The sequence below is a fragment of the Acinetobacter sp. 1000160 genome, from assembly GCF_000588715.1.
In the GTDB taxonomy this organism is placed as follows: domain Bacteria; phylum Pseudomonadota; class Gammaproteobacteria; order Pseudomonadales; family Moraxellaceae; genus Acinetobacter; species Acinetobacter courvalinii.
In genome coordinates, this window is sequence record NZ_JFWP02000002.1 from 26,308 (window position 1) to 38,918 (window position 12,611).

General features: G+C 45.0%; 8 protein-coding genes and 1 tRNA gene. 6 read left to right on the forward strand and 3 right to left on the reverse strand.

Going from position 1 to position 12,611, the window contains the following annotated elements; genetic code table 11:
- Nucleotides 1–258: 258 nt before the first annotated feature.
- The 6 genes from J699_RS14745 to J699_RS14720 all read left to right on the forward strand — a co-directional run bounded on the left by J699_RS14745 (nucleotide 259) and on the right by J699_RS14720 (nucleotide 10,680).
- Nucleotides 259–3,519 (forward strand): lytic transglycosylase, encoded by a 3,261-nt coding sequence (locus J699_RS14745; RefSeq protein WP_032882720.1) that lies wholly within the window; start codon nucleotides 259–261, stop codon nucleotides 3,517–3,519.
- A 6-nt stretch (nucleotides 3,520–3,525) separates the two neighbouring features.
- The gene (locus tag J699_RS14740; RefSeq protein ID WP_032871499.1) at nucleotides 3,526–5,367 is read left to right on the forward strand and encodes an extracellular solute-binding protein; all 1,842 of its coding nucleotides are present in this window, start codon (nucleotides 3,526–3,528) and stop codon (nucleotides 5,365–5,367) included.
- 306 nt (nucleotides 5,368–5,673) lie between these two features.
- Nucleotides 5,674–6,744 (forward strand): microcin C ABC transporter permease YejB, encoded by a 1,071-nt coding sequence (gene yejB, locus J699_RS14735; protein ID WP_032871513.1) that lies wholly within the window; start codon nucleotides 5,674–5,676, stop codon nucleotides 6,742–6,744.
- Complete coding sequence (locus J699_RS14730; RefSeq protein WP_416202128.1) at nucleotides 6,741–7,754, forward strand: ABC transporter permease; 1,014 nt, start codon at nucleotides 6,741–6,743, stop codon at nucleotides 7,752–7,754. Before yejB ends, J699_RS14730 begins: the two co-directional genes overlap by 4 nt.
- Complete coding sequence (locus J699_RS14725) at nucleotides 7,732–9,336, forward strand: ABC transporter ATP-binding protein (protein ID WP_032871501.1); 1,605 nt, start codon at nucleotides 7,732–7,734, stop codon at nucleotides 9,334–9,336. The genes J699_RS14730 and J699_RS14725 overlap by 23 nt, the downstream gene beginning before the upstream one ends.
- A gap of 99 nt (nucleotides 9,337–9,435) precedes the next feature.
- On the forward strand, nucleotides 9,436–10,680 hold the full coding sequence (locus tag J699_RS14720; protein WP_032871503.1) for an NADH:flavin oxidoreductase/NADH oxidase family protein: 1,245 nt from the start codon (nucleotides 9,436–9,438) through the stop codon (nucleotides 10,678–10,680).
- Nucleotides 10,681–10,762: 82 nt separating this feature from the next.
- Here J699_RS14720 and J699_RS14715 read toward each other — a convergent pair.
- The 3 genes from J699_RS14715 to pyrC all read right to left on the reverse strand — a co-directional run bounded on the left by J699_RS14715 (nucleotide 10,763) and on the right by pyrC (nucleotide 12,542).
- Nucleotides 10,763–10,838: transfer RNA gene (locus J699_RS14715), tRNA-Glu, on the reverse strand.
- Between the two features lie 19 nt (nucleotides 10,839–10,857).
- Nucleotides 10,858–11,523, reverse strand: a complete 666-nt coding sequence (rnt, locus tag J699_RS14710) for a ribonuclease T (RefSeq protein ID WP_032871505.1) — start codon at nucleotides 11,521–11,523, stop codon at nucleotides 10,858–10,860.
- Nucleotides 11,508–12,542, reverse strand: coding sequence for a dihydroorotase (gene pyrC / locus J699_RS14705; protein WP_004773730.1), 1,035 nt, complete (start codon nucleotides 12,540–12,542; stop codon nucleotides 11,508–11,510). Before pyrC ends, rnt begins: the two co-directional genes overlap by 16 nt.
- Between the last annotated feature and the right edge of the window lie 69 nt (nucleotides 12,543–12,611).

Below are 12,611 nucleotides of genomic sequence, written 5' to 3' on the forward strand. Positions count from 1 at the left end.
TTCAATTGCGGATTAAGCAAATGAACCAGAACCCAGATTTTTACTTGAGTTCAGATCATTTGAGAATTTTAGCATCCCCATGCCCGAAGGGGTATTGTAAAGCCAAATTCTGTTTTTGAACGTTACAAAACTCATCTTTTTTAATTTCTTGTAACATTTCCATGCAAATCACGTTAAATTATTACCTTGTCTAAGTGACATGCTTTAATACAATGGCAAATCTAAAGTAAAACTAGCGTGAGTTGACTGGAAGTTTTTATGTATAAATCGGGCAAATTGATGTCGCAAACATCTGCAACATCATTATTCAAAATCACTGTACTCACTTCTGCTCTAGCCGCGTTGGGAATTACCACGGGTTGTTCTTCAACACCTCAATCAGGAAAAACCTCATCTTCTAAACAGGTCGGTTCAGGCTATCTGGACGCAAGCAGTTTAGATTCACTGGAAGACTTGCTTTCTGCAACCGATATGCGTGCTGTGGAAGGGGATCGTTTACTGGTGTTAAAACATGGTGATGTGTGGAAACGCATGACGGTCGGTTTCAAGATGGACCTGAATCATTGGGATTCCCGTATTGAAGCACAACGTAGCTGGTTTATTTCACGTCAACCTTACCTGGACCGTTTGAGCGCCCGTGCCAGTCGTTATTTATATCATACGGTCAAAGAAGCAGAACGTCGCGGTATGCCGACCGAGCTAGCTTTACTTCCGATTATTGAAAGTTCTTACGATCCGGCAGCAACCAGTAGTGCTGCGGCTGCAGGTTTATGGCAGTTTATTCCAAGTACGGGACGTATTTATGGTTTACAACAACCCAGCCTGTATGATGGTCGCCGTGACGTTGTAGAGTCAACCCGTGCTGCCTATGAGTTTTTTGGAAGCCTGTATAACCAGTTTGGTTCATGGGAACTCGCGCTGGCTGCTTATAATGCTGGCCCTGGCCGTATTCAGCAGGCGATTAACCGTAACCGTGCCGCTGGCCTGCCAACCGATTACTGGTCCTTAAAACTGCCGCAAGAAACCATGAACTATGTGCCGCGTTTCTTGGCAGTTGCTCAAATTATTAAAAATCCGGGGGCGTATGGTGTGAGTTTACCGCCGATTGCCAACCGTCCTCACTTCCGTGAAGTCAGTTTGTCAGCACCACTCGAGTTAAATCAGATTGCTTCGATTACCGGTTTGAGTCGTGCCGAATTATATGCATTGAACCCAGGCTATCGTGGCGAAATGGTTGATCCAATGAGCCCGATGCGTATTTTAATCCCAGCGGATTTGAGCCCATCAATTGATGCCAAGCTACGTTCAGGCAAATCAGGTTCAGGTGGTTTCTGGGCCAGCAATAAAACACCACCGCCAATGGCAAACAGTTCGTCGAGTACATCGACCACTATTCGGACCACAACCAGCACGCCACAAAACGTGAGTCCGTCGACCAAGACACCACCGAATTTAACAGCCAGTAATAGCACGCGTACCACCACGCCAACCATTCCAAAGTCAAAGGTCAATACGCCTAGAGGATCGGATGCGCTGGCTTCATTTGCAGCCGCCGCAGATGTGCCAAGTGCACCACGTATTCCTGTGGCAATTACGCCTGCTGCAAATGTCAAACCTGTGAAAACAGAGCCACCAATTTCACTGAAAGAGCGTGAGCAGATCACGGCTGCGATCAAGGAAGAGGGCAAGAAGGAAACCGTTGCTCAGGCTTTAGAGCCACAAGCGACTCAGGCTGAACGGGATCAGGTGGTTGCAGAAATTAAGGCAATTGCGCCGAAAGGGACCGAGATTGTCGATCCATTTGATGGCAAAATCAAATTAACTGCGATTCAAACCAGCCAATCGGTTGCAGATGAAAAAGGGCAGGAAGTCAGTAAGGGCTTTGCGTATCCAAAGAATCTGCTTGAAGACAGTGCCACGGCAAATAGCGAAGATGCTAAACGTAACCAGGGCAAGCCCTATATCAAGACCGATACTGACGTTGTGGTGACCGCACCGAAGGGTAAACGCAGTACCTATGTGGTACAACCTGGGGATACCTTAGCGGTTATTGCCCAGAAAAATGGTGTGAACTGGCGCGATATCGCACAATGGAACCAGATTGATCCAAATGGAACCTTGTTTGTTGGCGCAAGTTTGTATTTATACAATGCCAAACCACAAGCGGAAGCACCGAAAGCCGCAGAGAAACCCGACAGCTATGTGGTGCAATCGGGCGATAGCTTAACCAATCTGGCTTCACGTTTTGATTTAAGTCTGAAGCAGCTTGCCGATTACAATAACCTGTCAGTGACGGATGGTTTATTCGTTGGCCAACGACTTACGTTGCTTGAGCCTAAAAATAATGCACGTACGACTCAGCAAAGCGCCCGTAATAACGAGAGCAAAGCGTCTGCTACAGCCAAGGTCGCAACAAAATCTTATACAGTTAAGCGTGGCGAATACTTGAAACTGATTGCTGATCGTTATGCATTATCGAATCAGGAGCTGGCGTCTTTAACCTCGGGCTTAACTGCGGGCAGCAGTTTATTTGTGGGACAGAAAATCAATGTTCCATTACATGAAGTTTCGCAAACAGAAGAAGCTGCCGAGCCGACTAAAAACACGGTTAAATATGAAAATGTAACGGCATCGACCAGTTATAAAACTGAAAACTATACCGTGCAACGGGGTGATACCTTATCCAGTATTGCGACCAAGTCAAAAATCAGCTTGAGTGAACTGGCCGAACTTAATAATTTAAAGGCAAATAGCGGTGTGCGTTTAGGCCAAAGCCTGAAGATTCCGGCAGGTTCAACCGTGCCTGACCAGTATGTGGTTCAGTCGGGTGATAGCCTGAATGCGATTGCTGCCAAATATAACCTGCAATTGAGCTATGTGGCTGATCTGAATGGTCTGGAACGAACTGCGGGCGTACGTGTAGGCCAGCGCTTGAAATTAACAGGCGATGTTCCTGCAAAAACAGCGACTGGCAGCAATACCAAGACGAGAGAGGACAGCACACCAGAAGTCTACACCGTGAAGTCGGGTGACACCTTAGGCAATATTGCCAGCCGTTATAATTTACAGCTGGATTATGTGGCAGGCCTAAATGGTTTAACCCGTAGCAGTAACGTGCGTATCGGACAACGCTTGAAACTTACGGGAGATGCGCCTAAGGCTGAATCAGCAAGCGTAGACACAGCGAAAACAGCACCTAAAGCTGCAGCACCAGGCCGCAATACCGAGCGCTATAGTGTAAAAGCAGGCGAGTCACTGAACAGTATTGCCAATCGTTTTGGTATGTCGGGCCGTGAGTTGGCAGATTTAAATAATCTGAAAGCCAATACCAGTCTGCAACGTGGACAAAATATCTTGGTACCGAAAACCATTGCCGAGTACAAAGTTAAACGGGGTGATACGCTGATTGGTTTAGCAAGTCGTTATGGCATGGAAACCAATGCATTGGCAGAAATGAATGACTTAACCCCAAGTACTCAGTTACGCATTGGTGATGTGATTAAAGTGCCTAGCCTGTAATTCAGCATGAATTCATTGCTTTGCATAAAAAGGCTTAGTCTATGCTATGGACTAAGCCTTTTTGCTCCGCTTTCATTTGCCGCCATCCACACCACCCCTTATTTGGCCATGCATGTGCAGCCTAAATATGCCCAGCTCAAGGCAATGCCTTATGCCAATCCCAATGCGCCCAAAGGTGGAGTGCTGAGTCAGTCCAGTCTGGGAACCTTTGATAATTTAAATAGCATGAATGGCAAGGGCAGTTCCACTGAAGGAGTGAATTACCTGTTTGATAGCCTGATGGATCGTTCGTTGGATGAACCTCGGGTGATGTATCCCTTACTGGCAGAAAAGGTCAGTTATGATCCGGATCATTTACAGTCGATCACCTTCCATCTAAATCCAAAAGCCCGTTTTAATAATGGACAGCCGTTAACGGCAGAGGACGTTAAATTTACCTTTGACACCTACCAAAGCAAAGCCAATCTTGGCTTTCAAATGTATTTGTCTGATCTGGCCAGAACGGAAGTGTTGTCTCGGCATCAGGTGAAATTCATTTTTAAATCTAAACATAATGTCGAAATGCCCCTGATCGTGGCGAGCTTACCGATCTATTCAAAACTGGACTGGAAAAATAAAGATTTTAGCCGTGTCACGCTGCACCCCATAGTCGGCTCCGGGCCTTATATGCTGGAACGTATTGATGCCGGACGCAGTATTACCTATAAACGCAGCCCGAACTATTGGGCCAAAGATTTACCGGTTAATAAAGGCCGTTATAATTTTGATCGATTGAAATACGTGTATTACCGAAATTTAGAGGTCAGTTTTGAAGGCTTTAAATCACGGCAATTTAATTTATACGAAGAAAAAAATATCCGAAATTGGGTCACCTCCTATGGTTTCCCGGCTGCGAAAGCCGGCTTGGTAAAAAAGTACAAAGCACGGTTAGCCACACCGCTTGATATTCAAAGTCTGGTGTTTAATATCCGTCGCGCGCCTTTAAATGACATTCATCTACGTCAGGCATTGACCTATGCCTATGATTTTGAATGGCAGAATAAAGCGTTATTTTTTAATCAAAATCAGCGCTTACAAAGTTATTTTGACAATACCGATCTGGCTGCCACAGGTCGTCCGAGTGTCGCTGAGTTAAACATACTCAAACCTTATTTGGCACAATTGAATCCGCTGATGCAACAAGGGGTATTGGCAGACTGGCGCTATCCGGTTTCCGATGCCAGTGGCTTTAACCGAAACAATTTATTGATCGCGCAAAAGCTCTTAAAAGCTGCGGGTTATGTGATTCGTGACGGAAAATTATATGATCGCACGGGCAAAGCCGTTCAAATTGAACTGTTGATGCAGCAGGAAAATCCGCAACGTGAGCTGATGCCTTTTGTACGGAACCTAAAAAGACTGGGAATTCAGGTTAATCTGAGACAGGTCGATGTTCCTCAGTACATGGAACGGATTCGCCGTCAGGATTTTGACATGATGGTATTGAAATTGCCGCAGACCTTAACGCCGGGTAAAGAACAGGCGCAATTCTGGGGGAGTGCAGCAGCAGATGAAGCGGGTAACTATAACTATTCAGGGATTAAAAATCTTGTCATTGATCAGATGATTGAAAAAATTGTCAGGGCCAAAACACGTGAAGAAGTTGTGCTGTATACCCGTGTGCTTGATCGTTTGTTACGTGCAGGTTATTACCAGATTCTGACCTATGGAAAACCTGAACGCTGGTTTGCCTATTGGGATATTTATCAGCAACCGTCCGTGAAGCCAAAGCTTTCTGTGGGATGGGAATATTGGTGGGTGGATGCAGATCAGGCTAAGAAACAGGGGCAGTCTGTTCAAAAGCATTAATTAGCATGCTTTTGACTAGCGTTTGATGAAGTTGTTAGATTAATATGGCGGTGTCTTACCGAGTTCTCATCTTAATTTCAGGATAAGCTTTCAGCTGGATTGACTTTGGTTTCGCCTCATAACAAGTTACGCTGCTATAATCGCAGCTCACCACAAAACCTGTTTACTTATTGGACCTCTTTTATTATTTCGCAACAACATGATCTTGTTTAAACCACGCAGCTTGTGGATGACATTTCCGCGTATTTTATCTCATGTTAGATTTCATAAAAACTGAGTAAATTAATGAATAAGGGTTCGATTTCAATGATGCACTATATTCTAAAAAGAATGTTGTTGATGATCCCGACATTATTTTTGATTTTATTGATTAATTTTTTGATTGTACAAATTGCGCCTGGCGGGCCGGTTGAACAGGCGATTCAGCACATTCAAAATGCACAAGGTTTAGGTGCAGGAGCAAGCGGACAGACGAGTTTGGCGAATCTGGCACAATATCAGGGTGCACGGGGTTTAAGCCCCGAAATGATTGAAAAAATCAAAGCTCAGTATGGCTTTGATCGTCCTGTTGCAGAACGTTTCTGGCTGATGCTGAAGGGCTATATGCATCTGGATTTTGGCAGCAGTTTTTTTAAAGATAAACCTGTCACGCAACTGCTCTATGAAAAGCTGCCTGTGACCTTGTCTTTGGGGTTGTGGAGTACTTTCCTGATTTATCTGATTGCCATTCCACTCGGGATTAAAAAAGCAAAAAATAATGGCTTGCTGTTTGATCAATCCACATCGTTATTATTGGCGGTCAGTTATGCCATTCCATCATTTGTTTTTGCCATTTTATTGATTGTCTTTTTTGCAGGTGGCAGTTATTTGCAATGGTTTCCATTGCAAGGGCTGGTGTCTGAAAATTTCTCCCAGTTAAGCTTCCTGGCAAAAATCAAAGATTATCTGTGGCACATGTGTTTGCCGATTTTGAGTATGCTGCTCGGTAGCTTTGCCGCACGAACTTACCTGACAAAATATGCATTTGTAGAAGAGCTGAACAAGCCTTATGTATTAACAGCCCGAGCGAAAGGATTAAGTGAAAATCAGGTGCTGTATGGACATGTCTTTCGTAATGCCATTCTGATTGTGGTTGCTGCTTTGCCAGAAACGCTGGTGGGGATTTTCTTTGTCGGTAATTTATTTATCGAGATCATTTTTAATCTGGATGGGATCGGATTATTAGGCTTTGAGGCAATTACCCAACGTGATTATCCGGTTATTTTTGGCACTTTATTTTTATTTACCCTATTCGGCATGCTTTTACGTTTACTGGGTGATTTACTTTATCAGTTCATTGATCCGCGAATTGATTTTGAATCAAGAGGTGGGCAATGATATCACCGTTGATGCAAGCGCGATTTGATCGTTTTCGGCAAAATAAGCTGGGCTTTCGGTGCCTGATTCTGTTCTTGATTATTTTCGTACTGTCTTTGCTGGCGGAACTGATTGCTAACGATAAACCTTTGCTGGTGCGTTATCAGCAGTCATTCTATTTTCCGATTCTGACAGATTATCCGGAAACCACCTTTGGCGGGGAATTTGAAACAGCTACGGATTATCAAGACCCCGTGGTCAAGCAGTTGATACAGGCGCAGGGCTGGATGATTTCTCCCCCCGTGGCTTTTTCCTATCAATCCCCGAATCTTTCCCTTGCTGTACCCGTACCTTCTGCCCCAAGCACACAGAACTGGCTTGGCACCGATGATCAGGGACGGGATGTATTTGCCCGAATCCTGTACGGTTTGCGGATTTCGCTGCTGTTCGGATTTGCACTCACACTCTGTTCTGCGGTGCTCGGGATGATGATGGGGGCAATACAGGGCTACTATGGTGGCTGGGTTGACTTGATTGGACAACGCATTCTGGAAGTGTGGGGAGGATTACCGATGCTTTTCATTGTGATGATTCTGGTCAGTATGTTTAGTCCGAGTGTGTATTGGCTGTTTGTGATCATGCTGCTTTTTGGCTGGACCGAGCTTGTAGGATTGGTACGTGCCGAATTTCTGCGTGCCCGCAATCTGGATTATGTTCGTGCAGCGCAAGCCTTGGGTGTCAGTCAGCATAAGATTATCTTTAAACACATTTTACCCAATGCGATGAGTTCTAGCCTGTCCCAAATTCCCTTTATGCTGACAGCCAATATTATTGCCTTAACTGCACTGGATTTTTTGGGTTATGGCTTGCCACCAGATTCGGCTTCGCTTGGCGAACTATTATTACAAGGGAAAAATAATCTGGATGCACCGTGGCTGGTGTTGTCGGGATTTTTTAGCTTGGCGATGGTTTTGTCTTTACTGATTTATATTGGGGAGGCGGCACGTGATGCATTTGACCCAAGACGATAATTTTCCTCTAAAGCAACCTTTACTCAACGTACAGCAGCTCAGTATTAGTCATGGTTCAGAAACGCTGCTTGAGCAGGTCAGTTTTGAAATTTACCCTACACAGACGCTTGCCATCGTGGGGGAAAGTGGTTCCGGTAAATCTATCACGGGGCTGGCATTGTTGGGGTTGTTGCCGAAGACCTTGCAAGTGACAGGAGTCGTTCAATTCCAGGGTCAGGACATACTGAAACTGAGCCAACCGCAGTTGCAGCACATACGTGGCAAAAAAATTGCCATGATTTTTCAGGAGCCGATGACGGCATTGAATCCTTTGCATAGCGTGGAAAAAATGCTTGGCGAAAGCCTGCTTTTAAAGGGTGAGACAAAAGCTACGCTACGACTGCACACGCTACACTTATTACATGAGGTGGGTCTGCCAGAAGCAGAACATATTTTAAAGCGTTATCCTCATGAATTGTCTGGTGGTCAACGTCAACGTGTGATGATTGCCATGGCTTTGGCTTTAGAGCCCGAGATCTTAATTGCAGATGAGCCGACCACGGCTTTAGATGTGGTGTTACAGGCACAAGTCTTGAGCTTATTAAAAAAACTACAGCAACAACGACAGATGGCAATGATTTTGATTAGCCATGATCTTAGTCTGGTTCAGCAATATGCAGATCATGTGCTGGTGCTGAATCAAGGGCGTGTAGAAGAGCAGGGCGGTAGCGCGGAAATCTTTAGCTGTCCTCAGAGCGTCTATACACAAAATTTATTGAATCACGATTTTGGGCAAGCTTTAACCTTGCAAGCGACAGAGCCTGTGCTTGAACTCAAACAGGTCACAGTAAAATATCCATTAAAACGAGGTTTATTGAACCGGATTCAGTCTTATAAAATTGCCGCTGAATCCATCAGCTTCCGGCTCATGCAAGGTGAGGCGCTAGGCATTGTCGGGGAAAGTGGTTCAGGCAAATCTTCGATTGCCTTGGCAATCGCCCGTTTACTTCCCAGTACAGGTGAAATCAGTTTTCAGAGCCAAGACCTGAACCAGCTTAACCAGAAACAGCTTCGACCGGTTCGTCGTGACTTGCAAATCGTCTTTCAAGATCCTTTGAGTAGTTTAAATCCGCGAATGACGGTTGGGCAGAGTATTGCCGAAGGACTTGAATTACAGTCCATATCCCCACAACAATACGCTGCAAAAATTGCAGAAGTTTTGCTCAAGGTTGAATTGTCGCCAGAGGATAAACATAAATATCCACATCAGCTTTCGGGCGGGCAAAGACAAAGGGTCGCACTGGCACGTGCGCTGGTGGTGCAGCCGAAACTGATTATTCTGGATGAACCTACTTCAGCGCTGGATCGATCTACCCAGCTTGCCATCATTCAGTTATTGCGGCGTTTGCAACAGCAAGAGCAGATCAGTTATCTATTCATTAGTCATGACTTGCAAGTCATAAAAGCCTTGTGTCAGCAAGTGCTAGTGATGCATGCAGGGAAAGCCTTGGAATATCAGGCAACCGAGACCTTATTTGCCCATCCTCAAACTGAATACACCCGTCAGCTCATTGCTGCCAGCCAATACGAGCATTGTAAATAAACTGACATGTGATATTGTCAATTTGTCGGAACAACTCTTGACAGCCATAATAATCAGATTAAATTAGAGCAAACACTCTAATTAAGGCAGAGGATGACCATGAGTCAGATTGCAGACAGTATCCAGATACGGAATACCACATTTAAGAATCGCATCATTAAAGGGGCAATGAGTGAAGCGCTTGCCAATGATGCAGGACAACCCAATGATGTGCTGATTGGATTATATGAAGCCTGGGCGAAAGGTGGTTTAGGCTGTGCCATTACAGGCAATGTGATGGTCAATATCGGGGCCAAGAATGAGCCGGGTGTGGTGGCAATTGAAAGCGAACGTGATCTGGAAAAGTTAAAGCAATGGGCTGCCGTGGGTAAAAAACACGGAATGGTGCAATTGATTCAACTGTCACATCCTGGTCGCCAGTGTCCTAAAGGTTTAAATAAAGAAACGGTTGCACCTTCAGCTGTGCCTTTTAGCCCTGTATTGGCCACCATGTTTGGTACGCCACGTGAGCTGACGCATGCAGAAATTCTGGATATTATCCAGCGATTTGCAACTGCTGCTGCAGTGTGTGAAAAGGCGGGTTTTGAAGGGGTACAATGCCATGGTGCGCATGGTTATTTAATCAGCCAGTTTTTATCACCTTTAACCAATAAACGTACTGATCAATGGGGTGGTTCCATCGAGAACCGGATGCGTTTCTTGTTGGAAATCTACAAGGCCGTACGTGCAGTCACTTCCGAAAACTTCATCATTTCGGTCAAATTAAATTCCGCTGATTTCCAGCGTGGTGGAATTACCGAAGAAGATGTAATTACCGTATTTAAGGCAATTGATGCAGCTGGCGTTGATATCATTGAAATCTCTGGCGGTACCTATGAAGCGCCTGCGATGGCAGGTGCAAAAGCAGAAAAACGCAAAGCAAGTACCATTGCCCGCGAAGCCTATTTCTTGGAATTTGCCGAAAAGATCCGTGAGCATGTGTCATGTAAGCTGATGGTAACTGGTGGCTTCCGTACCGTGGAAGGAATGAATGCTGCATTGCAAAGTGGCGCATGTGATTTTATTGGAATTGCGCGTCCATTGGCGGTTGAAGTTGATTTACCTGAACGTTTAATCGCAGGACATGATGTCCGTTATGCAGTGAATCAGATTAAAACGGGAATTCCATTTGTCGATAAAATGGCCATCATGGAAATCATCTGGTATGCAGCACAATTTAAGGCGATTGGACAAGGCAAAAAACCAAATCCAAAACTGTCTCCATTATTGGTATTTTTGAATTATGCCAAAGGAAATATCAAGGCAGTGGTAAAAGGGCGTGTCAATTCGCGTAAGTCAGCGTAATTTATGTCAGGGCTCTTCGGAGTCCTTTTTATTAGGGCAATAAAAAAGCCACTGTCTTAAGATGCAGTGGCTTTTTCAAATTTGGCGTCCCTACGGGGATTCGAACCCCGGTTACCGCCGTGAAAGGGCGATGTCCTAGGCCTCTAGACGATAGGGACTTCTTGAGGTGGGTGTATATTAGGGCTCTGTCACCAAAGTGTCAAGAAGGTGAGGAGACAGTTTGTTCAAAATATAGCAAAACAGTTCAGCAGTTTTCTGGGTATCGTATAACGCGGAGTGCGCTTCTTTACCATCAAACTCGATTCCAGCCTGAATACAGGCACGTGCCAACACGGTTTGACCGAACATCACCGCGCTTAGCGTCACCGTATCAAAGACTGAAAAGCTATGGAACGGATTCTGGTTCTTCGTTCCAGAACGCGCAATCGCAGCTTGCAGGAAACCTAAATCGAAGTGTGCATTATGACCCACCAACACGGCATGGGTACAATGTTGCGCTTTGCGGACTTCATTTAAAGATTTGAAAATACGGCGTAAAGCAGTACGTTCATCTTCAGCCATGGCGATACGCATTGGGTTAGAAGGGTCAATACCAATGAAATCCAGCGAGCGGCGATCCAGGTTGGCACCTTCGAACGGATTGATATGCGCTTGAAACGATGGGCCCGGTACAAATTGACCGTTTTCATCGTAAACAATTGGAATACACGCGATTTCAAGCAGTGCATCGGTTTGTGAGTTAAAACCTGCGGTTTCGACATCGACCACAACAGGCAAAAATCCACGAAAACGCTGACCAATTACAGGCGCTTTGTTTTCTTCTTGTGTCACACTTTTCTCCATTGCAGCGTTTTACCTGCATGAAGTGGAATGATTTTTTGATCTTCAAGATAATCAAAAGACTCGGCAACCGTATTTTCTTCTTTCACCAAGGTGATGGTTGAAGTATTACGTGGTAAACCATAGAAATCAGCACCGAACATGCTGGCAAAACCTTCCAGACGTTCCAGCTTGCCGACCTGGTCAAATGCCTGTGCATACAGCTCAATGGCATTGGGTGCGCTATAGCAGCCCGCACAGCCACATGCATTCTCTTTGGCATTTTGCGCATGCGGTGCGCTGTCTGTGCCGAGGAAGAATTTTGGATTACCGCTGGTCGCCACTTCTAATAACGTGGTTTGGTGAGTTTGACGTTTTAAAATTGGCAAACAGTAGAAGTGCGGTTTAACACCGCCAACCAACATGTCATTACGGTTAAACAGTAAATGTTGCGGGGTAATTGTTGCAGCAACATTACGATCCTGTTCAAGCACAAAATTAGCCGCATCGCTTGTTGTAATATGTTCTAGCACGACTTTTAATTGCGGGAATTGCTTGAGCAGCGGTGACAGGACTTCATCCAGAAATCTTTTTTCACGATCAAAAATATCGACGTGATTATGGGTTACTTCACCATGGAGCAATAAAGGAACCTGATGTTCCTCAAGTTGTTCAATCACGCCATATACCTTACGGATATCACTGACACCATTATCGGAGTTGGTGGTTGCACCGGCAGGATAGAGCTTGATTGCATTGACGAATTCAGATTCTTTGATTTTACGAACTTCATCCGGAGAGGTGTGATCGGTAAAATAAAGCACCATACGTGGATCAAAATTCAGGCCTTCCGGTACATGAGCCAGAATACGCTCACGGTATGCCAAAGCTTCTTCGACAGTTTTAACGGGTGGAACAAGATTCGGCATGCAAATTGCGCGGGCAAATTGTTTGGCTAAATCAGGGACAGTACGTTTTAAAGCTAAACCATCACGCAGGTGTGCGTGCCAATCATCGGGTTGTAAAAGTGTAAGAGTATTCAAGGTCTACTTCAAACTTAAAAATAATACAAATAATAATGCATAAACCGCGAAAATGGTAACTACAATTAC

Bases quoted from the DNA above. Each gene is read 5' to 3' on its own strand.
- J699_RS14745 (WP_032882720.1), top strand. From the start codon at position 259: ATGTATAAATCGGGCAAATTGATGTCGCAAACATCTGCAACATCATTA.
- J699_RS14740 (WP_032871499.1), top strand. From the start codon at position 3,526: ATGAATTCATTGCTTTGCATAAAAAGGCTTAGTCTATGCTATGGACTA.
- yejB (WP_032871513.1), top strand. From the start codon at position 5,674: ATGATGCACTATATTCTAAAAAGAATGTTGTTGATGATCCCGACATTA.
- J699_RS14730 (WP_416202128.1), top strand. From the start codon at position 6,741: ATGATATCACCGTTGATGCAAGCGCGATTTGATCGTTTTCGGCAAAAT.
- J699_RS14725 (WP_032871501.1), top strand. From the start codon at position 7,732: ATGCATTTGACCCAAGACGATAATTTTCCTCTAAAGCAACCTTTACTC.
- J699_RS14720 (WP_032871503.1), top strand. From the start codon at position 9,436: ATGAGTCAGATTGCAGACAGTATCCAGATACGGAATACCACATTTAAG.
- rnt (WP_032871505.1), bottom strand. From the start codon at position 11,523: ATGGAGAAAAGTGTGACACAAGAAGAAAACAAAGCGCCTGTAATTGGT.